The organism is Caldimonas brevitalea (genome assembly GCF_001017435.1).
GTDB lineage: Bacteria > Pseudomonadota > Gammaproteobacteria > Burkholderiales > Burkholderiaceae_C > Caldimonas > Caldimonas brevitalea.
Genome location: NZ_CP011371.1, coordinates 4,028,474 through 4,055,417, shown reverse-complemented (window position 1 = coordinate 4,055,417; position 26,944 = coordinate 4,028,474). Strand labels below are relative to the sequence as shown.

The following is a 26,944-nucleotide window of genomic DNA, read 5'->3' as shown; positions in this document are numbered from 1 at the left end:
CGGTGGACCGACCACCTCAAACCAAAAACCAGCGCCCGGCACCGCCGAGCGCCGCCTGAGGGAATCGTCGTGGGGATTTGTGGCCAGCTGGCCGCGTTGCACCGAGGGGCAACTCGTGCCGGCATCGCACGTCTGTGCGCAGCGTTGCTGTGGGTGCTGCCCGTCGCGGTCGTCGCGCAGCCGTTGCCGCAGCTCTACCGCCTGGCGCTTGCCGTTGACCCCGCCGTCGCCGGCGCGCAAGCCCAGGTCCGCGCCGCCGAGCAGCGTGTGGTGCAAGCCCGCGCCGCCTTCGGGCCGACCGTCGCGCTCACCGGCACCAAGTCCAGAGGCAACTACCGCGAAGCGCCAGAGTACGACGAGCGCAACCTCGAGTCGAAGCAGTACGGCGCCCAACTCACCCAGCCGCTGAAACGCGACGCGCTCTACCCCAGCCTCGCTCAGGCTCACGCGCAGCTCGAACAAGCCCAGGCGCAGTTGCAGCAGGCCGAGACCGACGCGATGCAGCGGCTCGTCGAGGCCTGCTTCGGCGTGCTGAAGGCGCGTGATGAAGTGGTCTTCCTGCAAGCCCAACGTGTTGCCACCAGCGAACAACTCGCCTCCGCGCAACGCAGCTTCCAGGTCGGCACGGTGTCGGTCACCGACGTGCGCGAAGCGCAAGCCAAAGCCGACACGGTCGCGGCCCAGCTGGTCGCCGCGTCGTATGAACTCGACCTGCGGCAGCAGATCGTCGACGAGTTGGTGGGCCAGCGGGTCGACGGCCTGGTGGAACGTGGCCTGACCGGGGAACGGCTGCCGGCCGTGGAGCCGCTGTCGCTGCCCGCCTGGATCGCCGATGCGCAGGCCTACAACGCCCAGCTCGAAGCGGCACGCCAGGCACTCGAGGCCGGCGACGCCGAGGTGCGCAAGGCGTGGTACGGCCACGCGCCGACGGCCGACTTGAACTACAGCTACATGCGCAACAAGGACAACGGCTCGCCCACCACGCTGTTTGGCCGTAAGGGCCACCACACGCAGGTCAGCGTCAACGTCAACATTCCGCTGTTCGCGAGCTTCGCGACCCATGCCAAGGTGCGCGAAGCCGCAGCGCTGCGCGACAAGGCGCGCAGCGACGTCGACGCGGCCCGCCGGCAACTGGGCCTGGACCTGCGCGAAGCCTTCTCGGCCACGCTGTCCGCCGCCAGCCAGGCGCGTGGTTTCGAGGCCGCAGTGCAGTCCAACGAGACGGCGGTGCGCGCCAACCGGCGCGGCTACGCGGTGGGCATGCGAGTCAACAGCGAAGTGCTGGAAGCACAGACGCGCCTCTTCGAAGCGCGGCGCGATCTGTCGCGTGCCCGGTACGACGCGTGGACCCAGTACCTGAAGCTCAAGGCGATGGCCGGTCGCCTCAGCGAAATCGATCTGGCTGAGCTGGACGGGCTGCTGGTGGTGGTGCCGTTGCTCACCCCGCCCGACGCCCCCGTGCGTGCCAAAGAGGGGCGCCAGTGAACCCCGCAACCCAAGCCGCCCAGGCCCCCCAGCCGACGGCAAGCGACACGCCGCCGCGTGACACCGCCGCAACCTCCGGCCCCACGGCGCCGCCGACCGGCCCCACCACCCAGCAAGCTGGCCCAACCGCGCCCCCCGTTGACGCGCCCCCGCCGGCCGCGCCGCCGAGCGAGCTGGCCCGCCTGCTAGCCGCCTGGCGCGCCCGCCTCGCCGCCGCCGGCATGCCGTGCCGCGCGGCCGCCTTCCACAGCGACGATGCCGCTTGGACCGAAGATTTCCCCCCCGCCGAGGCCGCACTCGTCGCGGCCTGGCCGGCCTTGCGTGAACGTGTCACGCCCGACAACCCGGTGGCCCTCGTCAAAGTGGCCGGCGCCACCGGCCAAGAGCTGTTGATGGCCACCCGTTTGCAGCTGCCCAGCGGCGCGTCGGGCACCATCGGCATCTGCCTGCCGCCCCCGCACAACGAGCGGACCGTGCAGCTGGTGCTGTTGTCCCTCGGCTGGTTGCAACTCACGCTGTCGGCGCAGACCTTCTCGAAGCACCTCCATTCGGCACGCCTGCTCGAGCTGCTCGGCCACGTGGCCTCGCAGACCGAGGCGCGGGCTGCCGCGCAGGAGTGGGTCAATCGCAGCGCGGCCTGGGCGCGCAGCGAGGCGCCCGCGGGGTTCTCGCTGTCGCTCTCGTTGTTCGAGGTGCGCCGCGGCGTGCCGCATTGGTGGGTCGGCGCCGACACCGCCTGGGCCGAAAAAGCCTCGCCAGCAGTGCAAGAGAGCAGCGAGATCGCCTTGCGCGCCGCGGTCGAGATGCGCGAGCTGCAGCAAGGCCCCTGGTGGGCGCTGCCGCTGCTGGACAACGGCGAACCTTCGGCCGTGCTGGTCGCCCGCTGCGACGGTGGCGAGTGGCCGGCACCGGCGATGGCCGTGCTGCGCGCCAGCGCCGGGCTCGGCGAGCCCCTGCTGCGCCATTGGCGCGAGGCCGGCCGCTCGCTGCCGCGTCACATCGTCGACGCGTCCCGCGGCGCCTGGCGCAAGCTGCGCGAGCCCGGCCACCTGACCTGGAAAGCGGCGGCCGGGGCCATCACGCTGGCGCTCGCCGCGCTGCTGTTGTGGCCGGTGCCGGACCGTGTCACCGCCAACCTCGTCATCGAAGGTCGCGTGCGCCAGCTGGTCACGTCGCCGTTCGACGGTTTCGTCCGCGAGGCACTGGTGCGTCCCGGCGACCGGGTGCGCCAGGGCCAGGTGCTGGCGCGGCTGGACGAGCGTGACCTGAAGCTCGAGCAGAACAAATACCAGAGCGAACGCGACCAGGCCGCCGGCAAGCTGCGCCAGGCGATGGCCGAGCACGACGCGCCGGCCGTCGCGTTGGCCTCGGCCGAAGTGCGCCAGGCCGAGGCGCAGCTGGCGCTGGTCGAGGCCAAGCTGGCGCGCGCCACACTGACCGCACCGATGGACGGCCTGGTGGTCAGCGGCGACTGGGTGCAGCAGATCGGTGGGCCGGTCGAGACGGGCAAAGAGATGTTCGAGATCGCCGCGGCCGACGGTTTCCGGGTTGTGCTGCATGTGCAGGACAAGGACATCGCCCGCGTGCGGGCAGGGCAGTTGGGCGCCCTGCGCCTCACCGGTCAGCCGCAGCACAGCTATGCCTTCAAGGTGGCCACGGTGACCGCGACGGCCAGCGTGCAGGACGGCAACAACGGCTTTCGGGTCGAGGCCGCATGGGACGCCCAAGCGCCGTCGCTCAGCCCCGGCATGCAGGGCGTTGGCAAGATCACCGTCGGTGAAGCCAACCTGCTCACCGTGTGGACCCGCTCCACGCTGGACTGGCTGCGGCTGAAGCTGTGGAGCTGGTGGTGGTGAGGCGCTGAGCGATGCAGACGCTGTTGTCGGAGCACTGGCACGCCGTGCGCTTCCTGCGCCCCCGGCTGCGCGAAGGGGTGCAGCCGCTGCACCGGCGGCTGCGCGGGCGGCCCTGGGTGTTGTTGGCCGACCCGGTCACGCAGCGCTTCCATCGTGTCACGCCTTCGGTGTGGCGGGTGCTGCAACTGCTGGACGGCACGCGCGACCTGGACGCGGTGTGGGACGCCGCCTGCGAGCAGGTGAACCCCGAGGGCGGCGCCGACCAGGCCGCCATCTCGCAGCACGAGCTGGTGCAGCTGCTGTCGTCGCTGTACGCCAACGACCTGCTGCAGACCCAGGTGGCGCCCGACGCCGCCGAGGTGTTCGACCGCTACAAGCGGCAGACACGCGCCAAGCTCAAGCAGTCGTGGCTCAACCCGATGAGCCTCAAGCTGCCGCTGCTGTACCCCGACGCCTGGTTCGAGCGCCATGCCGGCATGGCCCGTGCGCTGTTCTCCTGGGGCATGGCGGCGTTGTGGCTGCTGATCGTGACACCGGCGGCCGTGCTCGCCGCGCAACACTGGAGCGCGCTGACCGAGAACCTGTCGGACCGCGTGCTGTCGGCCAGCAACGTCGCGCTGCTGTGGTTCACCTACCCGCTCGTCAAAGCGGTGCACGAGTGGGCGCATGGCATGGCGGTCAAGGCCTGGGGCGGCACGGTGCGCGAGATCGGGCTGATGTTCGTGGTGTTCACGCCGGTGCCGTATGTGGACGCCTCGTCGTCGTATCGCTTCCCGTCCAAGTGGGCCCGCGCCGCGGTCGCCGCGGCCGGCATCCTGGCCGAGCTGCTGCTGGGCGCATTGGCCGTCTACGTGTGGCTGTTGAGCGAGTCGGGGCTGGTCAGCGCCATCGCCTTCAACGTGTTGCTGATCACAGGCGTCTCAACGGTGGTCGTCAACGGCAACCCCTTGATGCGCTACGACGGCTATTTCATCTTCTGCGACCTGTTGGAGGTTCCCAACCTGGCGCAGCGGGCCACCCAATATTGGGCCTATCTGATCGACCGCCATGCCTTCAACTCGCCCGATGCGCAGCCGCCCGTCGAGTCGACCGGCGAGCGCTGGCTGCTGGCGCTCTACGGGGCGGTGGCGCCGTTCTATCGCCTTAGCGTGTCGATCGGCCTGGTGCTGTTCATCGCTTCCGAATACCTGATCCTCGGCGTGGTGATGGCGCTGTTCGGCGCCTGGACGGCCTTCGTGATGCCGTTGTGGAAGGGCTGGAAGCACCTGCGCGAAAGCCCCGGCCTGGCGCGTCGACGCGAGCTGGCGCTGCGCCGCACGCTGACGGCGCTGGCGCTGCTGGTGGTGGGGGTCGCGCTGCTGCCCTTGCCGTTCTATTCCGTGCACCAGGCCGTGGTGTGGCTGCCCGACGAGGCCATCGTCCGCGCCGAAGCGCCCGGGCAGGTCTCGGCCGCGCCGGTCAAGGCCGGCCAGCGTGTCGAGGCGCGGCAAGCCTTGATGAGCCTGGACAGTCTCGACCTGCAGGCCGAGCATGCGGTGGCCGATAGCACCGTGCAGCGCGCCGCGGCACAACTGCGCAAGGCGGAGGTCGACGACCCGGTGAAAGCGCAGGCCTTGCGCGCCGAACTGGCGATGCAGCAAGCGCGGCTCGACGAGATGCAGCGGCGGGTCGAGTCCCTGAACGTGCGCGCGCAGGCCGCAGGCCGCTGGACCCCCGCGGCACCCACCGAGCTGGTGGGTCGTCACGTGCGCCGAGGTGAGGTGCTGGGCTATGTGGTCGCCGGGCCGTCGCGGTTGGTTCGTACGGCGGTGACCCAGGAAGACATGGACCTGATCCGCTCGCGCGTGCAAGGGGTGGACGTGCGCTTCGCCCACGCCATGCGCACTTCAGTGGCGGGCACGGTGCGGCGCCAGGTGCCGGGGGGCGCGACCGACCTGGTGTCGCCCGCGCTCGGCACCACCGGAGGTGGCGAGATTGCGGTGGACCCGGCGGAGCAGGGCGGCACCCGCAGTCTGGCCCGGGTGTTCGACGTCGAAGTGCTGCTGGAGCGGCACTCGTCCACCGCCGTGTTCGGCGACCGTGCCTATGTGCGTTTCGATCTCGGCTGGGCGCCGCTCGGCTGGCAATGGGCGCTGCGGCTGCGGCAGCTTTTCTTGGCGCGCTTGAATGTTTGACCCCACCTTGGTCCGCGCCCTGGCCGGCCCGGGTTTCCGGCGGGCCGACACACAACGCGACGAACGCGCCGCGCCGCGCCGCCATGCGGTGGAAGACTTCCTGCATGGCCTGCCCGGCTACTTGCCGCCGCGGCGCGAGAGCGCGCGGTCGGTGGCGCGTTTTGCCGAGGTGGTGTCCGGCGTCGCGCAGCAGCTGCGGGACCAGCCGGACGACATCGTGGTGCAGCGCTACCGGCTGGAAGTGGCGCGCCTGAAGCAGGCCCCCGGTGAAGAGCGGCTGCTGGCGGCCGTGCTGGCCTGCGTCGGCGAGGCCAGCCGCCGCACCTTGAAGATGTGGCCTCACCCGGTGCAGTTCGCCGGTGCCCGCGTGTTGTTCCAGGGCCGGCTGGCCGAGATGCGCACGGGCGAGGGCAAGACACTGGTGGCCGGTCTGGCGGCCACCGCGATGGCGGGCTCCGGCGCTGCGGTGCACGTGATCAGCACCAACGACTACCTGGCGCAGCGCGACTGTGAAGAGATGATGCCGCTGTTCGCCTTCTTCGGGCTCACCGGCGCCGCCATCAAGGGCGGCATGGAGCCCGACGAGCGCCGGGCCGTCTATGCCCACTCGGTGTGCTACGTCAGCGGCAAAGAGTTGGTGTTCGACTACCTGAAAGACAAGCTGGCCGGCCACGGGGTGCTGCCCAGCCGTGTGGGCCAGTTGCGCCAGCTGGAAGCGGGGGCCGATGCTGCAGGGCAGCAAGCGCCGCTGATCCCGGCCTTGCACTTCGCCATCGTCGACGAGGCCGACAGCGTGTTGATCGACGAGGCGCGCACCCCCATGATCATTTCGCGCGAAGCGCCGGCGATGTACGAGGCGCCGCTGTTGGCATGGGCGATCGAAACGGCGCGCCGCCTGCAGCCGGAGGTGCACTTCCGCATCGGCAAGGCGCGCGAACTCGAGCTGCTGCCCGCCGCGGTGGACGCGGCAGGCCTGCCGCCCGACGGCGTGCGGCCGGTGTGGCGGGCCCGCACCTGGCGCGAGCTGCTGCTGCGGCAGGCGCTGACCGCGCTGCACCTGTTCTCGCTGGATCAGCATTACATCCTGGCCGAAGGCAAGGTGCAGATCGTCGACGAGTCGAGCGGGCGGGTGATGGCCGATCGGTCGTGGGAGCAGGGGCTGCACCAGCTGATCGAGGCCAAAGAGGGCCTGGAGCTGACCTCGGGCCGCGAGACCATGGCCCGGATGACCTTCCAGGGCTTCTTCCGGCGCTACTTCCTGTTGGCCGGGCTGACCGGCACGGCGGCCGAGTCGGCACGCGAGCTGTGGGCCGTCTACGGCCTGAGGGTCAAGCCCATTCCCCCCAACCGCGCCAACCGGCGCCTGCAACTGCCGTCCGTCTGCACGGCCACTGCCGAGCAGAAGTGGCAGGCGGTGGCCGACGAGGCGTGCCGGGTGGCCGCCCTCGGGCAACCGGTGCTGGTGGGGACACGCAGCGTGGAAGCGTCGGAGCAGATCAGTGCCGAGTTCACGCGTCGCGGTGTCGAGCACGTGGTCCTCAATGCACGCCAGGACGCGGCCGAAGCGCAGATCGTGGGGCAGGCCGGTGGCGCGGGTCGCATCACGGTGGCGACCAACATGGCCGGTCGGGGCACCGACATCAAGCCGACCGCCGAGGCGCGAACGGCGGGCGGGTTGCACGTGATCCTGACCGAGTTCCACGAGTCGGCCCGCGTCGACCGGCAGCTGTTCGGACGCAGCGGCCGTCAGGGCGACCCCGGCTCGGCTCGCGCCGTCGTCTGTGCGCACGACAGCGTGTTCGAGCCTCAGCCGGCACTGGTGCGGCATCTGCTCGCCACGCTGCGGGGGAGGACCCAGCGGACCTTGTTGCAATGCGCCGTCGCGTGGGCGCAGCGCAGTGCGGAGCGCCGAGCCTGGCGAGGCCGCCTCCAGACGCTGAAGCAAGACCGCGATTTGAATCGTTTGATCGGATTTGCAGGACGGGTGACATGAAGATGTGTCGAGTGAGCGGGGCGCTGGCCGCCCTGTCGGTGCTGATGGCGACGGTGATGGCCACGCCGGCCCGCGCGAGCGCAAGTGCGGGCGAGTTCGATTGCATGATCGAGCCGGCGCAGGTGGTGGAGGTGCGCAGCCCGGTGGTCGGGCTGCTGCAGCAGGTGCATGTGCGGCGCGGCGAGAGCGTGCGCCGCGGCCAGCTGTTGGTCAGCATCGAGTCGAGCGTCGAGCAGAGTGCCTCCGAGACGGCGCGCTTCCGTGCCGGCGCGCAAGGCAGCCTGCTGTTGGCGCAGAGCAAGCTGCGGGCGGCACGCGAGAAGGCGCGCCGCTACGAAGACCTGTACGAAGAGGAGTTCGTCTCGGCCCAGGCGCGGGACGACGCCGCAGCGGAACTGAGGACCGCGCAGGCAGAGCTGAAGACGGCCGAAGAAAACGCACAACTGGCCAAGCTGGAGCACCGACAGTCGGTCGACCAGCTCAACCGGCGCGTGTTGCGCAGCCCGTTTGACGGCGTGGTGGTCGACCAATACCTGTACCCCGGTGCGCTGGTGGACAGCGGCGAAGGCAAGAAGCCGATCTTGAAGATCGCCCAGACCGACCCGCTGGTGGTGCGGGCGATCCTGCCGTTTCGCGTGTTTCCGCAAGTGAAGGCCGGCGGTGCGGCGACGGTGGTGCCGGAAGCGCCCTTCAAGGGTGAGGTGCAGACCCGCATCAAGACGGTCGACCGTCTGATCGACTCTGCTGCCGGCACCTTCGGCGTGCTGGTGGAACTGGACAACAAGCGGCAGACCTTGCCCGGCGGGATTCGATGCCGGCTCCGCATCGCGGGGCTCTAATGGCCTGTCACCCTGGAATCGGGCCCCGCAACCTCAAACGAACATGCCGCCCGATGCCTCGATGCGCTGCGCGTTGATCCAGCCCGTGTCGCCCGCCAGCAGCGCCGCCACCACACCCCCGATGTCGTCGGGCAAGCCCACCCGGCCCAGCGCGGTGTTGGACGCGAGGAAGGCGTTGAGGTCGGGGATGTCGCGCACCGCGCCGCCGCCGAAGTCGGTCTCGATCGCGCCTGGCGCCAGCGTGTTCACGCGGATCTGCCGCGCGCCCAGCTCCTTGGCCCAGTGGCGTGTCAGCACCTCGATGCCGCCCTTCATCGCGGCATAGGCTGCATAACCAGGTTCGACGAAACGCGCGAGCCCGCTGGAGATGTTGAGGATGCGGCCGCCATCGGCGATCAGCGGCAGCAGTGTCTGCGTGAGGAAGAACGGGCCCTTCAGGTGGACCCTCATCAGCTCGTCGAACTGGGCCTCGGTGGTGTCGACGAACGACGCACGCGCGCCCATGCCGGCGTTGTTGACCAGGAAGTCGATGCGCTCGCGCTGCCACTGCGCCAGCAGTGCCCGCACGGCGTCGGCAAACGCCGGGAACGAGGTGCTGTCACCGACGTCGAGCGGCAGCGCGGCGGCACAGGCGCCGAGGCGGTCCAGCTCGGCGACCAGCGCGTCGGCTTCCGCCTGCTGGCGGCGGTAGGTGAGGATCAGGTCGACGCCGTGCCGGGCGAGGTGAAGCGCCGCATTGCGGCCGAGGCCGCGGCTGGCGCCGGTGATGAGCGCGATCTTGCGGGTCATGAGTGGCTCCTTGGGTGAAATGTGGGGAGCAGCTTATGGGGCGGGGTACTGCCGATAAAGCACCGCCCGCCGATTGAAGTGTTCAGAGACGCCGAACAATAAAACCGTCGCTGCACCTTGGAGGCCTGGCCGAGCCGACCAGTTGATCCAAGGCTTCTTGAAGCGTGGGATGCGCGAACACATAGCCGCTTGCGAGGGCCCGGGTCGGCACGGCGTTCTGGCCGCACAGCAGCAGTTCGGACATCTCCCCCAACCCGGCACGCAGGACCGCTGCAGGCACGTGCAGTCGAGCGCGACGACCGAAGGCCGCGGCCATGATGTCGGTGAAAGTTGCCTGGCAGGGCGTCTGTGGCGCGACCGCGTTGACGGGGCCCTCCAGCACGGGCTCGGCGATCGCATGAAGCATCAGCCCGACCGCATCGTCGAGATGGATCCAGGGCACCGGTTGCCGGCCGCCGCCCAGTGTGGCAGCGAAGCCCAGACGGGCCGCCAGCGCCAGCGCAGGGTAGGCGCCGCCGTTGCGTCCCAGCACGATGCCCGGGCGCAAACACACCACCCGCACGCCGATGTGCTGAGCCTTCAGGGCTTCCCTTTCGATGGCCGCGCACAAGTCGGACTGGAATCGGCCCGGCTCGGCGGGCGCTGTTTCATCAATCGGTGCCATGCCGGGCGGCACGCCGTAGTAGCCGACCGCCGAGGCGCTCACCAGCACCTCGGGCCGTTGATGCAGGCGTTGCATCAGGCGGAGCACTTCTTTGGTCGTGCGGCGACGGCTTTCGAGCAGGACCTGCCGGCGCGATGCTGTCCACGGTGCGCCGAGTATGGTCGCCCCGGCCAGGTTCACGACCGCATCGATGCGGGTTTCCGCCGGGATGTCGTCCAGCCGGTCCACCGCCCAGACACGAGGGCCGAGGCTGGCGCGCGCCTGCAGTGGGTCGCGGGTCAGCACGATGACGCGGCGTCCCTGGCTCAGCAGCCGCGACACGAGAGCAGACCCGATGAAGCCCGTGCCGCCGGTCACCAGCACGGTGGCGCCGCCCAGCGCCTGCGCTGCCGGTGGATGCTGCTGCCCTGGCGCCGAGCTGATGCGCTTGAGCTGCCTCACGGCCAGCACATTGCGGACACTCCAGAGGAGCACGCCCACCGACGCCGCGCTGAAGAACCATGACCAGAGCCCATGCGTGACCACCGACAGACCTGACGGCAACCGCCACGCCTGCCAGAACATCGGCCCGAGCAGGCCCAGCAGCAGGCCATAGCTCACCGTCAGGACCGTGTGCAGGGCGCGTTCCAGCGGCGGCAGCTTGCGGCTGCGGTCCTCTTCGAGGAAGTCGGCGATGGTGATGAACATCTCGGCCACCAACAGGCTGGCGGGCAGCAGCGCCCACCAGCCTTGCCAATGCAGCCACGCGAGCCCCGCAAAGAGCAACCCGTAGAGGGCCTCGCGCGCCGCGTGCAGCGTCAACTCGCGGCGGGCAGAGGCACGCTGTGGCAGCCGCGCGGCCAGCTCGTGGTGCCAAAGGTTGTCGAAGGCGCCGAGGAGGGCCTGGAAGGTCAGCACCGAAAAAACTATCGTCATGTTCATGATCAGCATGCCTCTGGATCGGCGAAGACGCCGGTTTGGTGAAAGGTGTGGCCCCACAGCGGATGAACCATGTCCAGCGTGAAGCGGAAACGCCCGGGGCCTTCATCGCGGTGTTCGACGCGGCAGGTGCCGGGCGTCAGCAGGGCCGGCACGGGCAGCCGCCAGCGGCCCAGCAGCAGCACGAAGTAGCAACGGCTGTAGAACACCAGGGCACCGTCCTCCACGCGCACGGCCAGGCTCATCGACAAGCCGCCGTCGGTGCATTCCTCGAGCGTGCTGTCCGGGCCCATCCGCTTGGTGGAACGCACACACTGGGCGCCCGCTGCATCGGGCCGCCCGAGCAGCCGCTCCCAGACGACACCGCCGCGGCCGTCATGGCGCACGTTCACCGTGGTCGGCACCTCGTGCTGGCGGCCGGCGGCCAACGGGCTGCCGAGCAGCCGGGCCAGCAGGGCGAAGCAGCGGCCCAGGGGGGAGGCCCGCAGCGCCATCGAACCGCGGTACGAAACATCGCCATGACCGGCTGCGAAGCGTCGGCGGATCGGGAGCGACAGCTGTTGCCATTGGGCGGCGCCGACCATCTCCGCAAAGTTCAGTTCGGGCGCCCGGTCGGCGGCGGCGGGGTGGAGCACGGTGTTCATGCTGCTGTTGGCGCAGCATCCATGCCAGATCGCAACTGATTGATTTACCTCGACTTTTTATGTCGTCTGTCAACCGCGGATACAGCCGCCGGTGCGGCAGGCGTCAACGCCGTTTACAGTGCCGGCCATGGCCATCCACATCGCCCTGCTGCTCACCCTGCTCGAAACCCTGGCGATGAGTGCCGTGCTGCTGGCATGGGCGAAGGAGGTGCGGGGTGCCCGACTGCTGGTGGTCTTCCTGCTCGGCGTGGCCACCTGGATCGTCGGCAACGAACTGCCGAGCTGGGTCGGGATCGGCGCCGCGCCGCTGGCGATGGCGCTGCTGTCATCGGTCCCGCTCACCTCGGCGGCCTTCTTGCACTTCTGTGCGACCTTCTGCGAGGTGCCCCTCGGCAAACGTTGGATCTGGGGCGCCTACGGGTTGGCCGCGTCGGCCATGACGCTGTCGCTGGTGCGCTCGCCCGGCGAGTTCCGTCACTACCCGCCGTTCGAGGGCGTCGAATGGGTGGTTGTGCCGAATGCGGTGGGGTGGACCACCGGGCTGGTCTGGGCCTTCCTGGCCGCAGCCGGCATGCTGGTGCTGATGAGCGGACTGTGGCGTGCCGCATCACCACAGCGACGCCGCCAGATCGCCGCCGTGGCCGTGTCGTGCGGATGGGGCCTGCTGGCCATGTCGGGCTATACCTTCGCGGCACTCGACATCCCGCTCTATCCTTGGCAGGTGCTGGCGGCGCCCGCCTATCCCGTCATCCTGGTGTACGGCATCCTGCGCTACCGTGTCTTCGTGGCCAACGTGTGGGCCCGACGGGCACTGGCGTCCGCCATCCTGATTCTGTTGGGCGTGATGGTGGTGCCGTTGACGGTGTTGCTGCCGTTCGAATCCAAGTGGGTGAACGCCGTGGCTGTCGCGGCCACTTGCCTCGCGCTGAGCGGGCCGGTCTGGCGTGTGGCCTCTCGGCTGGTCTATCCCGGGGGCACGCCGTCGGCCGACGACCTTCGGCACTGGCGCGCCAAGTTGAGCCGGGCGCCGTCGCTGTCGGCGTTGGCGGACACGGCCGCCGAGTTGGTGTCGCAGCGCATGAGGCTGGCGGTCGGCGTGCGGGTCGGCTCACACGTGGAAGACGCACCCGCCGGCGCGTCCGCACACGTGCTCGCTGGCCCCCACCCGACGCTGGTGTGCCTGAAGGCAGCGAACGCCGAGCCAGGTGTTTCAGGCGAATGGCAGACGACCCTGATCGGCTTCGACGAGGCACCACCCGGCCAGCGGCATCTGGCGGAGTTGTTCGGTGCGATGCTGGCCGACGCGGCGGCCCAGGTCGAAGTGGCCGTCGCAGCCGAGCAGCGCGAACGCGAACGCCAGTTGCAGGCCCGCCTGGCAGAGCTGGGCTCGCTGGCGGCCACCGTGGCACATGATCTGCGCAACCCGCTCAACATCATCGCGATGGCGGTAGCCTTGGCACCGGATGACACCCGGCACGAAGTCAACGAGCAGATCACCCGCATCTCGCGGCTGGCCGAAGACCTGCTGGATTACGCCAAACCGTGGCAGATCCAGCCCATCGAGACCGACATCGCGCAACGTGTGCAAGGTTTGGTCCGGCGCATGCCGGAGGTCGAGATCGGCCCGGGGCTGGCCGTTCCGATGACGGCCACGCTCGACCCGGTGCGGTTTGATCAGGCGGTCTGCAACCTGTTGTCCAACGCCCGCGCCGCGGCAGGCACACGGCGCGTGCAGCTCGACGCAGAGCGGGCCTGCCACACGGTGCGACTGCACGTCTGCGACGACGGGCCCGGCATCTCGCCCGATCTGCGTGACAAGCTCTTTCAGCCTTTTGCCTCGCGCAGCCCCGGCGGCACCGGCCTCGGCCTGGCCATCGTCGCGCGCATCATGGCCGCGCACGGCGGCTCGGCTGAACTCACCGAACGTGCGCCTTGGCGCACCTGCTTCACTCTGACCTTTCCGCAGCAGGAAGCATCACTCTCATGAGCACCCGCCCGGCAGCCCGAAGGGGCTCGCACCGCAGTGCATAGCACGAAGATCATCGAATGAGCACTACCGCATCGAGCAGCAGCAACGGCCGGTCCATCGGCCACATCCTGCTGGTGGACGACGAGCCGGCCTACCAGCGCCTCGGCAGCTCTTTCCTGCGCAACCTCGGGCATCGGGTGTCGGTGGCGGGCGACGTGGACGAGGCCTTGCAGGCCTTCGAGGAAGACCGTCCCCAGGTGGTGCTGCTGGACCTGGCGATGCCGCCCAGCATGGACCCCGAGGCCGGCCTGTCCCTCATCCCGCGCTTCGCGTCGGCGGTGGTCGTGGTGCTGAGCGGCCACGGCGACCGTGAGTTCGCACTCCGGGCAGTCGAGATGGGCGTGTGGGACTTCCTCACCAAGCCGATCGATCCGGAGATGCTGCGCTTCGTCGTGACGCGGGCCATGCACAAGGCGCGGCTCGACGAGGAGCTGCGCGACCTTCGGGCCGCGAAAGAAGAGCAGGGCGAGGGCGAGATGGGCCTGGTCGGGCAGACCGGGGCCATGCAGCAACTGCGCGCCATGGTTCAGCGCGTGGGTGCCACCTCGGTCAACGTCATCGTGCTCGGGCCCACCGGCACCGGCAAGGAGCTGGTGGCGCGCGCCTTGCATCGCTGCAGCGCGCGGCGGGGCGGGCCCTTCACGGTGATCCATTGCGGCGCGCTGTCTGCCGAGTTGCTGGAGAGCGAACTCTTCGGTCACCTGAAAGGCAGCTTCACCGGCGCCCATCGCGACCAGCCGGGCCTGGTCGAGACGGCGCACGGCGGCACGTTGTTCCTAGACGAGGTGGGCGAAATGCCGGCGCCGATGCAGGTCAAGCTGCTGCGCTTTCTGCAGGAGGGCACCTTCACGCCAGTGGGCGGTCGCGAACCGAAGCAGGCGGATGTGCGGGTGGTGGCCGCCACCCACCGCGATCTGGAGGCCATGGTGCGGGAAGGCAGCTTCAGAGAAGACCTGTTCTACCGCTTGAAAGGTATGGTGCTGCGCACCCCGGCCTTGGCCGAACGGCGGGCCGATGTGCCCTTGCTGGCGGCCCGGTTCCTGCGCGGCGTGGCGCCACAGGCGCGCTTCAGCGCCGATGCCTTGAGCTGGCTGCAGGCGCACGAGTGGCCAGGCAATGTGCGGCAGCTGCGCGCCGTCGTGGAGTCGGCGGGAGCGTTGATCCTGCCCGGCAGCGACGCGGTGGATGCGGATCTGCTGAAGTTCGCCAGTGGCGAGTCGGTGAACCTGCCCGACACTTCGACCTCGGCATCTGCCCCGCCCGCACCGGCCGACGGCACGCTCGACGCCGCCATCGCGGACCTCGAGACGCGGATGATCCGCGAGGTGATGGAGCAAACCGGAGGCAACCAATCGGAAGCCGCCCGCCGGCTCGGCATCTCCCGCGTCGGGCTGATCAAAAAGCTGGCGCGCCTGGGCTTGAGGTAGCTTGAGACGGCCCAGTGCGTCTTGCCCAAGCCCGGCGGCCCGGGTACCCTCGCACCAGAACATCGAATGGGAGGCCGCATCGTGGCGCAAGCAGATCACGTTGAACGCTTGGCCGAGTCTGGCTGGAACACCTGTGACTCGGTGCGCGAGGGTATCGCCCGGGCAGGTCTTCCGGTGCCAACGGCTCGCTACCTGAAGCAGAAGTTCTCGGCCACGCACTGGAAGCAGGTCGATCGTGCGATTGCCGCGTTGCAGGAGCATTTTCATCACGCCCGGTTCGGCGACGAGGTGGTGTTCGGTGCCTTGCTCGTGCCCGACCCTGCCAAGCTGGACACGCGGGGCGCGATGGACGCGGCGATGCGCACCGATCAATTCGGCGAGGCCTCGGAAGACTTCGTCGACCCCGCCTTGCCGGCCGGCGAGTTGGTGGTGCCGCCGGGCAGCCGCGATTGGACCGTCGTGGCCACCGTGACCGGGCCTGCCGGCGTCCACTTCGGCAGTTATCACGAGATACGCAACGATCCGGCGCCGGAGCGTTATCAGCTCGATGGCGTGGACACGCGGGACTTGATGGTGAGACAGATCTGGGGCGCGCGAGTGCTGCAAAGCGGCCAACAACTGCCCGATTGCGAGATCGGCGGCGGCTGGACCTTCACGCTGTTTCCCGGCGAGGAGCTGGTGCGAGGGCGCGCCGTCTCGGGCACCGTGCTCTACAACAAGGTGCGCTTTCGGTTGGGCAAGCCGGACCGCGGAACGGCGGTCGTGCGGGTCTGCCCGGCCCTGCCGATCGGCTAGCGTTCAGCGTGCGGCCGCCGAGTGTCGGCAGAGGGGCACAGCCAGTTCGTCCAGGCGCCGATGCCACGACTCGGCCCGTGTGGCGGCACCTGCGGAGACGGCGGTGCCGACCCAAGCGGTCACGGGCCGGATGCCGTGGAGTGCGTTGACGACCCACACCTCGTTGTCGGCCAGCTCGGCCGCTTGTGGTGAGACCGAGCGATCGGTGGTCACGCCGGCGGCTTCCGCAAGGTCGAGCAGGATCGCCTGGGTCACGCTCGGCAGCACGCCGGCCTGCGGCGGCGTGCACAGCACGTCCCCCTCTCGCCACCACATCAGGCTGGACGACGCGCCCTCGAGCAAATGGCCCGAGGCCGTTTGCAGCAGGGCCTCATCGGCGCCTTGCTCGACGGCGGCCTGGCGCAGTTGCGTCAAGTAGGGCAGGTCAGGGCCCTTGATGGTCGGGTGGACACGCTGGTCCGGCTCCGGCGCCACCCACAGTCGCACACTGAGGCCGCGCGCCGGCGCTGGCCGCACCCACAGCCGCAGTCGTGGCGCTGCATCGATCCAGACCAGTTCTGCACGGGGAAACCATCGCCCGCGCTCCGGCAGCCACTCGGCCAATGCGGCGAAGAAGGCGTCGACCTCGTTGCCGAGGGCAGGCGCCAGCGCCGCGCAGGAGGCGCGGAACCGTGCGGCGTGTGCCGACAAGGCCCGCACCCGGCCCTCGTCCACCAGCCAGGAATCGATCACCCGCACTTCGCCTGCTTGTGTCGGCGTCGGCTCGAGCCCCTGGCGAGTGCCGTGCCAGAGCAGGAAGCTGTGCGGCGGGCCCTCCGCGGTGACTTCGGTCGCCATCAGCCGCACCCGCCCGCGTGGCCGTGGTCGGCGGTGCGCCGATCGTGGGTGGCGGACGCGGGCGAGGCGTCGGTGAGGAGCGCTGCGCCGCTGGTGGTGTTGCCGCCCAAAGACGCCAGGAAATCGTTGAGCCGATCGATGCCCCAGAACCTCTGCGAGCGGTCGATGAAAAACGGAACCCCGAACACACCGTCTCGGTCGATCGCCAGCAGGGCCTGGGCGCCCCGCTCACGCATCTCGGTGCGATCGACCGCCGAACGCGCCGCGTCGCCAGGCACACCCACCGACTCGGCCAGCTCGGCGATGGTGTCAGGGTCGCTGATGTTGCGGCCTTCCTGCCAGCGCGCACGATAGACGCGCTCGACGAAGGCCGGGCCCTGTCCTGCATCAACCGCGGCGAAGTAGGCGAGGTGCGCAACCTCCCACCAGGGCGCGTCGTCGAGGGGCCAGGTGATCGTCAGGCCTCGACGTTGCGCAAGGCGCCGCACGTCCCGCAGCAGGTAGAGATGCTTTTCCTTCGACATCGGCGCATAGATGAAGCGCCCGCCCAGCTCGGTGAGCATACGTTCGCTCTGTACATCGGGCTCCCAGAACGGGCGCCACTCCAGTTCGCGCAGCACCTGCGGATGCTCGGTGCGCAGGTCGTGGTACGCGAGCCAGGAATAGGGGCTGCGGAAGGAGAAGTAGAAGCGTGGACGGCGACTCACGGCGTGTTCCCTCAGATGACGATGCCGCCGTCCACTTGAAGAACGGCGCCGGTGATATAGGAGGCGCGGTCGGACGCCAGAAAGGCGACCAACTCGGCCACTTCCTCGGCGCGACCGAAGCGGCCCAACGAGATCCGCTCGGCCGCCTTGCCTTTCGCGTCCTGCGTCATCGCGGCGGTCATGTCGGTGTCGATGAAACCCGGCGCAACCACATTGGCCCGGATGCCGTAGCGGCCGACCTCCTTGGCCAGGGCCCGCGTGAAGCCGATGACGCCGGCCTTGGAGGCGGAGTAGTTGGTCTGGGTCGGGTTGCCGTAGACACCGGAGCTGGACGAGATATTGAGGATCACGCCGCGACGGCGCTTCATCATCGACATGACGAGGGCATGGCACACGTGATAGGTCCCGTCGAGGTTGACGCGCAGCACCGCGTCCCAGTCCGCCTGCGGCAACATGACGAGCGGGTTGTCTCGCGTGATGCCCGCCGACGTCACCGCCACGTGGACCGGGCCCAGCTCACGCTCGGTGTCCGAGACGAAGGTGCGGACCGCGGCCGAGTCCGCCACGTCGGCCTCCCGGGCGAGCACCCGGGCGCCCAGCGCCTCGGCCTCGGCTTCCGTTTGCGCGACCGCCTCCGACGCCTGCCGGTAGCAGAAGGCGATGTCGTATCCCTCGCTGGCGAGCGCGAGCACCACGGCGCGGCCGATGCCGCGGGAGCCTCCGGTGACCAGGGCCACAGGTCGTGCGGTGTTACTCATCATCGAATGTCTCCTGGTGTTGTTCAACCCGGCGCAGGGATGCGGCCGGTCGCATCGTCATCACCACACGTTCCACCTCCAGCACCCGACGGCCGTCGCCGGTGACGGTCTCGCCTTCGAACGTCATGGCCTCGTCGAACGCGCGCAGCACGCGGACCCGGTGTTCGATCACGTCGCCGGGCAGCACGTCGCCGCAGGCGCGCACGTGGCTGACGCTGGTGACCAGCATCACGCGGCCGACCCGTACATCGGGGCTGGGCTGGTGCGCCGTCGCGAGGATGCCGGCCGCCTGACACCAGGATTCGAGCAGCAAGGCCGGGGGATAGGCACACCCGGCGAGGCCGGCGTTCTCGGGCAGGTCGACGTAGTAGCCGGGCCGGTCGAGGGCGATGGCCTTGCGGGCCGTCAGCTCTTGTCCTTCGACCAGATGCAGGACTTCATCGACCAGCAGCATCGGGTGTCGATGCGGCAGCACGGCGGGGATGTCGATCAGGCTCATTGAAAAACCTCCGTGCTGCGCACTGCGGTGCGAGCCCCTTCGGACGGCCGGGCGGCGCTCATTGGCAAACCTCACTAACGCGGTAGCGCAGCCGGATGGTCGCGACCTTGCCGTCTTCAACGGTGACGGCCCCGGTGCAACGCCAGCCATCACCTTCGCGGCCGGGCTCCCAGCGCAAGGTGATGCGCATCCGATCGCCGGGAAACACGGGTTCGAGAAACCGGGCCGATTCCACCGTGTCGAACACGCCGTGCTGTGCGTCCGCCGGCCGGCACAATTGCGCGGCCCGCCGCACGGTGTCGATCACGCAGACGCCGGGCAACACGGCGAAGCCCGGGTAGTGGCCCGACAGCACCGGCTCGTCGGCATGGACGTCCAGTGCGGCGGTGGCGTTGTATCCGTCCTGCTCGACGAGCAAGACGGGCGTCGCCAACAGCGCCGGCATCATGGCTGCACCCCGTCGGCGAGGCGCAACAGCACGCAGCCGACGGTGCCGTCGCGGTCGACCATGGTCGTCAGCGCCAGCCGTCCTGCCGAAGCAGCATCGTGCTGCGCTTCGCCCAGCAGGGCACCGATCTGGAAGGCACCCGAGACGCTGCAGGTGTCGCCGAGCGCCGCCATGCACGACAGGCGCCGCCGGTCGCCGCTGCCGAGCACACGCTCGAGCGTCTCGCGTTCGCGCTGACCGAACTCGCCTGGTGGCTCGGACGGTGCGACGGCCCACAGTGCGTCGTCCCACGACGCCCCCGCCTCGGAGGCGGCGCGTTCAAGGCAGGTCGCCAGCACGCGGCCGACGTCGTTGGCGCTGTGCGCCAGGCCCACCTCGACCGCGAGCAGCGTCGCCAGGGGACGGCGTTGATTGGTCTCGGCGCGTTCCAGCAGCACCACGCCCGCCCCTTCGCCGAGCAGCATCGGGTGGTCTTGGCCGTCGGGCCGCGTGTGCCAGGCCAGCCAGGCGCGCTCGGCGGAATATTCCTCGACGGCACCACACAGCGCCGCAGGGGCACGGCCGGACTTCAGGAGCCGGCGCGCATGGTTGAGCGCCAGCAGCATCGAGGCACGGCCGCCGGCGACCGTCACGTTGGGCCCGCGCAGATGGTGCCAGATGGCGGATCGGCTGGCGGCGCAGTTGATGACGGTGTTGGGGAACCGGGCCGCATCGACCAGGTAGGGCTTGTCCTGCGTCAGCGAGTCGCGGATGAAACTCATGATGCTGCTGATGCTGCCGGTGGAGGTGCCGAGCACGATGGCGCTGTTTTCATCGACGCCGACCTCGGGACGGGCCAGGTCCTCGTGCAGCAACCAGCCCACCGCCGAGACCGCGAGTGCAGTGGCACGGTCCATCGTGCGCGTGCCTTTGCGGCCCAGCAGCTCTTGTGCACTGTCGGCGGGCACGAGGTACGCCTGGGCCACCGGGGCAGGGTAGCGGTCGGGATCGAGGGTCGCCACCGGGGCGACTTCGGCGCGCAGGCCCGCGGTGAAGGCTTGGCGTCCGAGGCCGAACGGCGAGACCGCCGACCACGCCGAGATGACCGGAGCTTGCAGACTCATGACAGACCTCGCGTTGCGGAGTTGTGAATGCCGTCGGCCGCGTAACGCCCCAAGATGAGCACCGCGTTGTTGCCGCCGAAGGCGAGGGCGTTGTTCTGCACGATGTCCAGCTCCGCTGCTATGGCGACGTTCGGAACGCAATCGATGTCGCATTCCGGGTCCGTCTGCACGTGGTTGATGGTCGGGGGAATGAAGCCTTCCCGTATCCCCAGGATGCAGGCGATCGCGGCCAGCGCGCTGGCCGCGCCCATCGTGTGGCCGATCATCGACTTGATCGAGATCATCTTCGGTGGCTCGCCGCCGAACACCTGCCGAACCGCGCGTGCTTCCGACACGTCGTTCGCCTTGGTGCCGGTGCCGTGGGCGGAGATGAGGTCGACGTCGTCGGCGCTGACGCCGGCATCCGCATGCGCCAGCCGCATGCAGCGGGCGAAGCTGTCCTCGTTGGGCGCGACTGGGTGGTCGGCGTCGCAGTTGAGCCCGTAGCCGAGCACTTCCGCGTAGATGCGTGCGCCGCGCGCCTGTGCCGATTCAAGACTCTCCAGCACGAGCATGCCCGCGCCTTCGCCGGTGAGGATGCCCTTGCGGTCGATGTCGAAGGGCTGGCAGTGAACAGGGGCTATGGTGCCGAGGCGGTAGAAGCCGGCGAAGGTCTTCAGACAAACCGCGTCTGCGCCGCCGCACAGCGCGATGTCGACCTCGCCGCTGCGTACCGCGTCGCAGCCGTAGCCGATCGCGTAGTTGCCCGCGGCACAGGCGGTGGGCAGCGTGACGGCTTCCACATCCTGCAGGCCGAGTTCGCGGGCGGCCGCGACCGACAATCGCCCGGCGGACACCCGGCCTGCGAGCACCGGGTCGAGGCCGCGCCAGCCGTGGGTGACCTCGAGTTGCGTCAGATGATCGATGTCACGCGACTCGCCGTCGGTGGTGCCGACCACGACCATCGAGCGCATCTCGCGCAGCCGGTCGAGCGGCAAGGCGGCGTCCTCGACGGCCATCCGCGCCGCGGCCGCCGTGAATTGGCTGGCCCGTCCGAACTCCTCCAACGGCAGGTCGCGTATCAGTTGCGCGGCATCGAAGTTCTTGACTTCACAGCCGAGCGAGTGATCGAACCCTTTGACGTCGAAGGCCGTGATCTGGCTGGCACCGCTGCGGCCTTCGCGCAGGCCGGTCAGAAAGTTGGACACACCGATCCCGATGCTGGTCACCGCGCCGATGCCGGTGACCACCACTCGGCGCCGCACGCCGGCTGACGCGCGCTGCATCTCAGGCCACCTGCGGCTGGGCGTCCAGCACCACCGCGTACACAGCCTCGAGGCTGACCATGCGGTTCAGCTCGCTTTGCGGAATGGAGATCTTGAAGGTCTTCTCCAGCGTGGCGAGGATGTCGATGGCGAGCAGAGAGTCGGCGTCGTAATCCTCTTTGAAACGCAACGTCGGCTTCAGTTCTTCGGGAGAAATCTCCAGGGCGTCGGCGATGATCTCGTGGATCTTGCTGCGTTGGGACTCGGTCAGGTTCATGTCAACTCCAGTGTGAGACGAATGGATCGAGGAAAGAGCGAGGGCGATGGGCGCCCCGGGGGTGAGGAGGTCAGGCAAGTCGTACCACGGCGCGTGCACCGGCCACCACCTCGCGACCGCCGCAATGGACGCTCAGCCGGGCCACGACGCACTCGGCGTCCAGCTTCTGTTCGACCCGGCCGCTGACGCGCAACTGGGCGCCGACGTCGTCGTCGGGAACGACCACCGGGTGCGCAAAGCGACTGACGCTGTATTCCACGACCGCACCCGGATCGCCGACCCAGTCGGACACGATGCGAACCGCCTCCGCGATGATCAAGGTGCCGTGGGCGATCACGTCGGGCAGGCCGACCGCCTTGGCGACACGCTCATTCCAGTGGGTGGCCGTGAAATCGGAGCAACCTCCGCAATAGCGCAACAAGTCGACGCGCTTGAGCACGAAGGTCTGCTCCGGGATGGGGGTGCCGACCTGCACGTCGGCATAGCGGATGCGCGATGTCATGATGCTGTCGATCCCGGTTCGTGAGCGGTGCCACGCGAAACGATGGTGTTGACGACGACGCAAACGGGTTCTCCCTCGGGCGTGGTGATCGTGTGGGTCATCGTCCACTGCTCATGCTCGCCACGTTCCACCACCTCGTTCACGAACGTGGTCTGCACGAGTCGGTCACCCGCCACGATCGGACGCTGGTGTGTGGCGCGCTGTGCGCGGTGCACGCACACCGGGTCCTTCTTCTTGCCGAATTCGGGGTCGTACAGCGGCCATCCACCGAAACGGAAGAACAACATGACCGCGAACGAAGGTGGGGCGATGACGTCCCGGTAGCCGAGCTGCCGGGCCACGGCGGGATCGAGATAAGCCGGATGCAGGTCACCGGTCGCGATCGCGTAGTCGCGGATCTTTTCCCGGCTCACTTCATAGACAGGGGTGGGCCCGTGCGACCGCCCGGTGAAATTTCGGTTCAATACCATGTGGTCATCCTTCGCCTCAGTGCACCTCGGTGTTGGCGCGTCAACTGCTGAGCACCGCTTTCGTCTTCATCAGGAACTCCCCCAGATAGGCGTCGTGCGGGACACCGGGGCGCATCCAGTAGGTGGGGTGGTTGCCGACATAAACATTGCGGATCGTCGGCTCTTGCACCAGCGAGTCGATCAAGGTGTCGTCACCGCCGACGACGGTCACCACCAGCGAATGGCGCAAGGGTGCGATGCCGTCCGAGGGCGACCAGGGGGCGACCCAGACACACGGAAACCCCAGCTCGATGCCGGTCTGCGGTGCATCGGCGCGGCCGACCTGAAAGACGGCCGGGCGCAATGCCGCGCTGCCGTCGCCCAGTTCTTCGACCACGCCATCCTTGCCCAGCCAGGCGGTGGTGCCCTCGGCGTGGCGCAGCAGAAACTGCTCCAGCGCACGCGCCGCGGCGACCGGTTGCACCGGCAGACGGGCACGCTCGTCTTCGGGCGGCAGGCTGGGCAGGGCACGCAGTCGTTCGGCGATGGCCTGTGCCACCGGCGCAGGGTCGCCGTGAACCAGCACCGCGGTCGCGTTGACGCAAGCGGTGCCGCCTTCGTTGCTCACCGAGTCGACGATCATGTCGAGGTGGTCCTGCCAGTCGGCGCCGGCCAACAAGATCTTCGAGCGGCCCGGCCCCTGCGTCAGCACCCGGGTGTTGTTGGCATACTTGGCTACCACGTCATCGCCGCCATACGCCAGCGCCAGGTCGGCCTGGTTGACGATGTCGTCGGCCACGCTGTGATCGGTCGGCAACAGCACGATCTGGTCGGTGCCGAAACCGGCCTCGTGCAGTGCGGCAACCAATCGATAAGGCGTGAACGGCTCTTTCCGCGAGGGCCTGACGGCCAGCCGGTAGCCGAGTGCCAGCGCTTCGAGCCACAGCGCATGCACGCCGGGATGGTTGCCGGCCGCGTTGACGGCGAACACCTCGCCACGCCGGGTCCAGACCGCCGCGCCTTCGCGCGTCGCGCGATCGGACCAGGACGTCACGGCACCGCGCGGCAGGGCGGCGTAAGCGCTCGTCTGCGCTTGCCGGGCCGTGTCGGCGATGATGCTCGCGGCCGCCCGGACCACCGGGAGGGGCAGGCCCGACACACGGCTGACGCAGTGTTGGTAGGCCTCGGCGGACAAGCCGCCGAAGTTGCCGGTGGCGAACAGCTCCGCGGCGCGGCTCAGCGCTTTGCCACGCGCCTCGGCGGGCAGGCTGACGCCGCGGCGCAGCGCCGCGAGGCTGCGTTGCACGAACAGCCGCGGAACGATGGACAGCTCCGCCGCGCAGGCCCCGGTGACGTCGGGCACGGCCTCCCGGTGGACCGCGCGGTACGGTCCGGCATGACCCAGGGCGTCGACCTGGTGGTGGCCGGGCATCAATAGACTCCCTCGATGACCTGCTGGTTGTCGAAGCTCGCGACGGGCTTCACGTCGGCGACCGAGTCACCCATTTGTCCGGGCGGCGGCTCGACCCGCACCGCGGTGTCGCGCTCCAGGTTGTTGACCAGCAACATGCCTTTGCTGATGTGGTTCATCACCACCTGGCCGCGTTGGCCGTAGGGCACGGGGTGGCCGGTGGCGGGGTCGACCACCGAGAACGAGATATAGGGAGAGAGCGGATCGAAGATGCACCAGTCGGTCCCACCGGCATCGGTGCGCTCGAGCGATCCGCCCAACACCATCGTGCTGCCATAGCCACCTTGCATCTGGATGCCGGGGAACACCTCGGTCTGGAACAGGCGCCGCGTGTCGGCATCCATGTGCGCTCCGCCCCATTGGATGATCTTGATCTTCCGGTTGATCAACTCGACCAGATCGTCGTATTTGGCGATGCGCTCCAGCAGCGGGGGCGTCGTGATGAGCACGCCGGCATCCTGCGTTTGCAACAAGAACCTGGCTTGGTGGATCAGGTGCTCGGCATAGCGACCGGCGTCTTCTGCGCGCCCCTCGGCGATGCACTTCTTCACCCAGCGCGGGTCCATGTCGATGGTGAACAGGATGCCGCTTGACCGGCGCGCACCTTCGCGCAGGGCCGCGCCGAAGATGTGAGGCCCATCGGGCATCAGGGCCAGCCAGTTGAGGCCGCGCGGCACGCCGCGCGCGTCCAGGTGCCGCTGGCTGAACGCCAGCCAACGGTCCATCCAGTCGACCATACACACGACACGCTTGGGGGCACCGGTGGTGCCGCCGCTCTCGTAGACGCCATACAAGTCGCTGAGCGATGCGTAGCCGCGCGGGATCAGGTCCTCCGCGCGCACGTCGCGGAGCTCGTTGGCGACGTTGGGGAACAGCTTCAGATCTTCGAAGGTGCGCACGTCCCGGATGGGATCGAAGGGCAAGGACTTGGCCCGCTCGAGCCAATAGGGCGAGCCCGTCTGCGGGCTGAAGTGCCACTTCATCGCGGCCTCGATCAGTTCCTCCGGACGCGGTGTCTCAGTGGCTGGGCAATCGAGGATGGGATCTGAATAGCTGCTGTGTTGAGCCATGTGGCCTCCTTGGGTCGGCTGAGTGCGATAGGGGTGGGTGAGATCGGATCGGTCAGGCGTCGATGACGTAGCGCCAGATGCCGTCCGTGTCTTGCCTTGCGACTTTCGACGAGCGGCCCTCGAGCTTCACCGGACGGTCCTCGGCGTCCCGGCCTTGGAAGCTCCACTCGGCCGTCAAGAGGGCCAGATCTCCTTGCCGCGTGCAGGTGGGTGTGGAGGCGACGAGTTCTCCGCGCAGCGTCAGCAGCTGCCCGATGTAGCCCTTGATCTGTTCGTGTCCGGTGATCTCGCTGCCGTCCGGAAGGCGGATGACAGCGTTCGGCTCGTACAGCGCGGTCATGCTGTCGAGCTGGCCTTGCCGGAACAGATCGTTGAAATGCTCGTTCAGTCCTCGCGGATCCACGATGCTCATCAAATGCTCTCTTTCAGGGGATGAGGGAAGGCACCGGCGAGACGTCGCCGGCGCTGCGCTCTCCGCGTGCGGTCATGCGGGCGGGCGCCGCCTGCAACCATTCGATGGCTTCGACCACACCGCGCGCTTTCACCAGGGTTTCCCTGAACTCGTTCTCGGCGTCGGACAGGGCGATGATGGCGCCGCCGACACCGAAGTAAGCACCGTGGGCGTCGACCACGACGGAGCGGATGACGATGTTGAAGTCGCACGCGCCGCACAGGCCGAACCAGCCGAGCGCGCCCGAGTAGATGCCGCGTGGTCCCTCCTCGAGCCGATCGATGATGTCCATCGTGCGCTTCTTCGGTGCACCGGTCATCGAGCCGCCGGGAAACGCGGCGCGCACACATTGAACGGCGGAGACCTTCGGGCGCAACTGCCCTTCGATCGTCGAGACCAGTTGATGGACGTGCGAGTAGCTTTCGACGTCGAACAGCTTGGACACCTGCACCGATGCAAGCTCGCACACCTGACCCAGGTCGTTGCGCAGCAGGTCGACGATCATCAGGTTTTCCGCCCGGTCCTTCTCGTCACCTGACAAGTCGGCGATCAGTCGGGCATCTTCTTCTACGCTGCGCCCTCGAGGACGGGTTCCCTTGATCGGCTTGGCCTGAACCCGGCCGCCACGGTCGACGCTCAGGAAGCGCTCAGGCGACGCACAGGCCAGGTGGAGATCCGCGACATGGAAATAGCCGGCGTGAGGGGCGGGCGTCAGCTCGCGCATCACACAGTAGAGATCGAACGGCGAGCCGTCGAACGGAAACTCGACGATGTTGGTCAGGCAGATCTCGTAGCTTTCACCGTCGACGATCTCGCGCTGCGCTTCTGCGATCTTTTCGATGTAGGCGTGCCGCGCATGGCGCATCGTCGCGCTGAGAGCGATCCATTGCTCGACGTCGGCGAGTGTCATGCGCGGGCGCTGCGCCGCGGTCGAGACGGGCGGCGGCATGCCTTTCTCGGGCAGGCATCTCAGCCGCGCTTCGACCGAATCGAACCAGGCCGTCGCCTGGTCGAGATCACCTTCGTTGGCGACCAGATGAAGCAGGTGGCAGCGGCGTTCCTCGTGATCGAACACCACCATCCGGGTCGCGAACAGGAACGCGGCATCCGGACTGCGCGAGGGATAGGCTTGAGCGCCGATGGTTTCGCTCTTCAGCTCATAGCCGAAGGTGCCGACATAGCCGAGGTTGAACGAGAACGGCAGGTGCTCCGGGCTTGCCACCTTGTGTTTCTTCAGTCGCTCATCGAGGAACGTGAAGATGTTGTCGATGGTCGAGGTGGCACGGTGCTGCCCTTTGAGCACGGTCACCTCGCGGCTCGTCGCGTTGTAGGTCAGCACCTCTGCCCAAGGGCCGCTCGCGTCGCCCATGAAAGAGAACCGCGCGAAGCCTGGCTTGGCGACGCCGGTCTCCAAAAAGAACTTGTGTGGTGAAGAAAGAAACAGTTCACGAAAGACCGCGGGGCGATCGGGAAATGCGTCGAGTGATCGGCACTCGAGTCGAAACGTGTTCACGC

The 26,944-nt window shown here is 68.6% G+C and carries 25 protein-coding genes; 8 read left to right on the top strand and 17 right to left on the bottom strand.

All coding sequences use genetic code 11. The annotated features are described in order from the left end of the window. Positions 1–153 precede the first annotated feature (153 nt). The 5 genes from AAW51_RS17025 to AAW51_RS17005 are packed head-to-tail and all read left to right on the top strand — an operon-like array spanning position 154 to position 8,347. Positions 154–1,485, top strand: a complete 1,332-nt coding sequence (locus tag AAW51_RS17025) for a TolC family outer membrane protein (RefSeq protein ID WP_238947916.1) — start codon at positions 154–156, stop codon at positions 1,483–1,485. Continuing rightward, the gene (locus tag AAW51_RS28280; protein ID WP_157359928.1) at positions 1,482–3,341 is read left to right on the top strand and encodes an RND family efflux transporter; all 1,860 of its coding nucleotides are present in this window, start codon (positions 1,482–1,484) and stop codon (positions 3,339–3,341) included. The genes AAW51_RS17025 and AAW51_RS28280 overlap by 4 nt, the downstream gene beginning before the upstream one ends. Before the next feature lie 11 nt (positions 3,342–3,352). Further along, positions 3,353–5,515 carry a site-2 protease family protein gene (locus tag AAW51_RS17015; protein ID WP_047195554.1) on the top strand — a complete coding sequence of 721 codons (2,163 nt, stop codon included), beginning with the start codon at positions 3,353–3,355 and terminating at the stop codon, positions 5,513–5,515. Continuing rightward, on the top strand, positions 5,508–7,508 hold the full coding sequence (locus AAW51_RS17010; protein WP_047195553.1) for a preprotein translocase subunit SecA: 2,001 nt from the start codon (positions 5,508–5,510) through the stop codon (positions 7,506–7,508). Before AAW51_RS17015 ends, AAW51_RS17010 begins: the two co-directional genes overlap by 8 nt. Then, the gene (locus AAW51_RS17005; RefSeq protein ID WP_053013661.1) at positions 7,505–8,347 is read left to right on the top strand and encodes an efflux RND transporter periplasmic adaptor subunit; all 843 of its coding nucleotides are present in this window, start codon (positions 7,505–7,507) and stop codon (positions 8,345–8,347) included. Before AAW51_RS17010 ends, AAW51_RS17005 begins: the two co-directional genes overlap by 4 nt. A gap of 33 nt (positions 8,348–8,380) precedes the next feature. Here the strand turns inward: AAW51_RS17005 and AAW51_RS17000 are convergent, their stop codons facing one another. From AAW51_RS17000 to AAW51_RS16990, 3 genes are all read right to left on the bottom strand, one after another. Next, positions 8,381–9,136: an SDR family NAD(P)-dependent oxidoreductase gene (locus AAW51_RS17000; protein ID WP_047195552.1), complete on the bottom strand. Its 756-nt coding sequence runs from the start codon at positions 9,134–9,136 to the stop codon at positions 8,381–8,383. A gap of 82 nt (positions 9,137–9,218) precedes the next feature. Continuing rightward, complete coding sequence (locus AAW51_RS16995; RefSeq protein ID WP_238947620.1) at positions 9,219–10,721, bottom strand: TIGR01777 family oxidoreductase; 1,503 nt, start codon at positions 10,719–10,721, stop codon at positions 9,219–9,221. A gap of 2 nt (positions 10,722–10,723) precedes the next feature. Further along, positions 10,724–11,362, bottom strand: coding sequence for a DUF4166 domain-containing protein (locus AAW51_RS16990; RefSeq protein WP_047195551.1), 639 nt, complete (start codon positions 11,360–11,362; stop codon positions 10,724–10,726). A 127-nt stretch (positions 11,363–11,489) separates the two neighbouring features. On the opposite strand from AAW51_RS16990, the gene AAW51_RS16985 reads away from it, so the two are divergent. The 3 genes from AAW51_RS16985 to AAW51_RS16975 all read left to right on the top strand — a co-directional run bounded on the left by AAW51_RS16985 (position 11,490) and on the right by AAW51_RS16975 (position 15,613). After that, positions 11,490–13,349 carry a sensor histidine kinase gene (locus tag AAW51_RS16985; protein ID WP_047195550.1) on the top strand — a complete coding sequence of 620 codons (1,860 nt, stop codon included), beginning with the start codon at positions 11,490–11,492 and terminating at the stop codon, positions 13,347–13,349. 59 nt (positions 13,350–13,408) lie between these two features. Continuing rightward, entirely contained in the window at positions 13,409–14,818 is a 1,410-nt protein-coding gene (locus tag AAW51_RS16980; protein WP_047195549.1) for a sigma-54-dependent transcriptional regulator, read from the top strand. A gap of 66 nt (positions 14,819–14,884) precedes the next feature. Further along, on the top strand, positions 14,885–15,613 hold the full coding sequence (locus AAW51_RS16975) for a hypothetical protein (protein WP_047195548.1): 729 nt from the start codon (positions 14,885–14,887) through the stop codon (positions 15,611–15,613). A 3-nt stretch (positions 15,614–15,616) separates the two neighbouring features. Here the strand turns inward: AAW51_RS16975 and AAW51_RS16970 are convergent, their stop codons facing one another. From AAW51_RS16970 to pabB, 14 genes are all read right to left on the bottom strand, one after another. After that, a complete protein-coding gene (locus AAW51_RS16970) occupies positions 15,617–16,450 on the bottom strand; it encodes an aminotransferase class IV (RefSeq protein ID WP_047197943.1) in 834 nt (277 codons plus the stop codon). Beyond that, on the bottom strand, positions 16,450–17,157 hold the full coding sequence (locus AAW51_RS16965; protein WP_047195547.1) for a 2-hydroxychromene-2-carboxylate isomerase: 708 nt from the start codon (positions 17,155–17,157) through the stop codon (positions 16,450–16,452). Before AAW51_RS16965 ends, AAW51_RS16970 begins: the two co-directional genes overlap by 1 nt. An 11-nt stretch (positions 17,158–17,168) precedes the next feature. After that, a complete protein-coding gene (gene fabG, locus AAW51_RS16960) occupies positions 17,169–17,918 on the bottom strand; it encodes a 3-oxoacyl-[acyl-carrier-protein] reductase (protein WP_047195546.1) in 750 nt (249 codons plus the stop codon). Further along, positions 17,908–18,414: a 3-hydroxyacyl-ACP dehydratase FabZ family protein gene (locus tag AAW51_RS16955; protein WP_047195545.1), complete on the bottom strand. Its 507-nt coding sequence runs from the start codon at positions 18,412–18,414 to the stop codon at positions 17,908–17,910. Before AAW51_RS16955 ends, fabG begins: the two co-directional genes overlap by 11 nt. A 58-nt stretch (positions 18,415–18,472) precedes the next feature. Continuing rightward, positions 18,473–18,862 carry a 3-hydroxyacyl-ACP dehydratase FabZ family protein gene (locus AAW51_RS16950; RefSeq protein WP_083438361.1) on the bottom strand — a complete coding sequence of 130 codons (390 nt, stop codon included), beginning with the start codon at positions 18,860–18,862 and terminating at the stop codon, positions 18,473–18,475. Beyond that, complete coding sequence (locus AAW51_RS16945) at positions 18,859–19,965, bottom strand: beta-ketoacyl synthase N-terminal-like domain-containing protein (protein ID WP_047195543.1); 1,107 nt, start codon at positions 19,963–19,965, stop codon at positions 18,859–18,861. The genes AAW51_RS16950 and AAW51_RS16945 overlap by 4 nt, the downstream gene beginning before the upstream one ends. Then, entirely contained in the window at positions 19,962–21,230 is a 1,269-nt protein-coding gene (locus AAW51_RS16940) for a beta-ketoacyl-[acyl-carrier-protein] synthase family protein (RefSeq protein WP_047195542.1), read from the bottom strand. The genes AAW51_RS16945 and AAW51_RS16940 overlap by 4 nt, the downstream gene beginning before the upstream one ends. A 1-nt stretch (position 21,231) precedes the next feature. Continuing rightward, entirely contained in the window at positions 21,232–21,486 is a 255-nt protein-coding gene (locus tag AAW51_RS16935; RefSeq protein WP_047195541.1) for an acyl carrier protein, read from the bottom strand. A gap of 70 nt (positions 21,487–21,556) precedes the next feature. Next, on the bottom strand, positions 21,557–21,988 hold the full coding sequence (locus AAW51_RS16930; protein WP_047195540.1) for a MaoC/PaaZ C-terminal domain-containing protein: 432 nt from the start codon (positions 21,986–21,988) through the stop codon (positions 21,557–21,559). Beyond that, on the bottom strand, positions 21,985–22,458 hold the full coding sequence (locus AAW51_RS16925) for an FAS1-like dehydratase domain-containing protein (RefSeq protein ID WP_047195539.1): 474 nt from the start codon (positions 22,456–22,458) through the stop codon (positions 21,985–21,987). The genes AAW51_RS16930 and AAW51_RS16925 overlap by 4 nt, the downstream gene beginning before the upstream one ends. Positions 22,459–22,498: 40 nt before the next feature. Then, positions 22,499–23,869, bottom strand: coding sequence for an aldehyde dehydrogenase family protein (locus AAW51_RS16920; protein WP_047195538.1), 1,371 nt, complete (start codon positions 23,867–23,869; stop codon positions 22,499–22,501). Continuing rightward, positions 23,869–24,978, bottom strand: a complete 1,110-nt coding sequence (locus AAW51_RS16915) for an acyl-CoA synthetase family protein (RefSeq protein ID WP_047195537.1) — start codon at positions 24,976–24,978, stop codon at positions 23,869–23,871. Before AAW51_RS16915 ends, AAW51_RS16920 begins: the two co-directional genes overlap by 1 nt. A gap of 52 nt (positions 24,979–25,030) precedes the next feature. After that, a complete protein-coding gene (locus AAW51_RS16910; RefSeq protein ID WP_047195536.1) occupies positions 25,031–25,390 on the bottom strand; it encodes a YybH family protein in 360 nt (119 codons plus the stop codon). Positions 25,391–25,403: 13 nt separating this feature from the next. Then, positions 25,404–26,942 carry an aminodeoxychorismate synthase component I gene (pabB, locus tag AAW51_RS16905; RefSeq protein WP_238947619.1) on the bottom strand — a complete coding sequence of 513 codons (1,539 nt, stop codon included), beginning with the start codon at positions 26,940–26,942 and terminating at the stop codon, positions 25,404–25,406. Between the last annotated feature and the right edge of the window lie 2 nt (positions 26,943–26,944).

Coding starts and splice junctions, on each gene's coding strand:
- AAW51_RS17015 (WP_047195554.1), top strand. CDS start 3,353: ATGCAGACGCTGTTGTCGGAGCACTGGCACGCCGTGCGCTTCCTGCGC.
- AAW51_RS17010 (WP_047195553.1), top strand. CDS start 5,508: ATGTTTGACCCCACCTTGGTCCGCGCCCTGGCCGGCCCGGGTTTCCGG.
- AAW51_RS17005 (WP_053013661.1), top strand. CDS start 7,505: ATGAAGATGTGTCGAGTGAGCGGGGCGCTGGCCGCCCTGTCGGTGCTG.
- AAW51_RS17000 (WP_047195552.1), bottom strand. CDS start 9,136: ATGACCCGCAAGATCGCGCTCATCACCGGCGCCAGCCGCGGCCTCGGC.
- AAW51_RS16995 (WP_238947620.1), bottom strand. CDS start 10,721: ATGAACATGACGATAGTTTTTTCGGTGCTGACCTTCCAGGCCCTCCTC.
- AAW51_RS16990 (WP_047195551.1), bottom strand. CDS start 11,362: ATGAACACCGTGCTCCACCCCGCCGCCGCCGACCGGGCGCCCGAACTG.
- AAW51_RS16985 (WP_047195550.1), top strand. CDS start 11,490: ATGGCCATCCACATCGCCCTGCTGCTCACCCTGCTCGAAACCCTGGCG.
- AAW51_RS16980 (WP_047195549.1), top strand. CDS start 13,409: ATGAGCACTACCGCATCGAGCAGCAGCAACGGCCGGTCCATCGGCCAC.
- AAW51_RS16975 (WP_047195548.1), top strand. CDS start 14,885: ATGGGAGGCCGCATCGTGGCGCAAGCAGATCACGTTGAACGCTTGGCC.
- AAW51_RS16970 (WP_047197943.1), bottom strand. CDS start 16,450: ATGGCGACCGAAGTCACCGCGGAGGGCCCGCCGCACAGCTTCCTGCTC.
- fabG (WP_047195546.1), bottom strand. CDS start 17,918: ATGATGAGTAACACCGCACGACCTGTGGCCCTGGTCACCGGAGGCTCC.
- AAW51_RS16955 (WP_047195545.1), bottom strand. CDS start 18,414: ATGAGCCTGATCGACATCCCCGCCGTGCTGCCGCATCGACACCCGATG.
- AAW51_RS16950 (WP_083438361.1), bottom strand. CDS start 18,862: ATGATGCCGGCGCTGTTGGCGACGCCCGTCTTGCTCGTCGAGCAGGAC.
- AAW51_RS16945 (WP_047195543.1), bottom strand. CDS start 19,965: ATGAGTCTGCAAGCTCCGGTCATCTCGGCGTGGTCGGCGGTCTCGCCG.
- AAW51_RS16940 (WP_047195542.1), bottom strand. CDS start 21,230: ATGCAGCGCGCGTCAGCCGGCGTGCGGCGCCGAGTGGTGGTCACCGGC.
- AAW51_RS16935 (WP_047195541.1), bottom strand. CDS start 21,486: ATGAACCTGACCGAGTCCCAACGCAGCAAGATCCACGAGATCATCGCC.
- AAW51_RS16930 (WP_047195540.1), bottom strand. CDS start 21,988: ATGACATCGCGCATCCGCTATGCCGACGTGCAGGTCGGCACCCCCATC.
- AAW51_RS16925 (WP_047195539.1), bottom strand. CDS start 22,458: ATGGTATTGAACCGAAATTTCACCGGGCGGTCGCACGGGCCCACCCCT.
- AAW51_RS16920 (WP_047195538.1), bottom strand. CDS start 23,869: ATGCCCGGCCACCACCAGGTCGACGCCCTGGGTCATGCCGGACCGTAC.
- AAW51_RS16915 (WP_047195537.1), bottom strand. CDS start 24,978: ATGGCTCAACACAGCAGCTATTCAGATCCCATCCTCGATTGCCCAGCC.
- AAW51_RS16910 (WP_047195536.1), bottom strand. CDS start 25,390: ATGAGCATCGTGGATCCGCGAGGACTGAACGAGCATTTCAACGATCTG.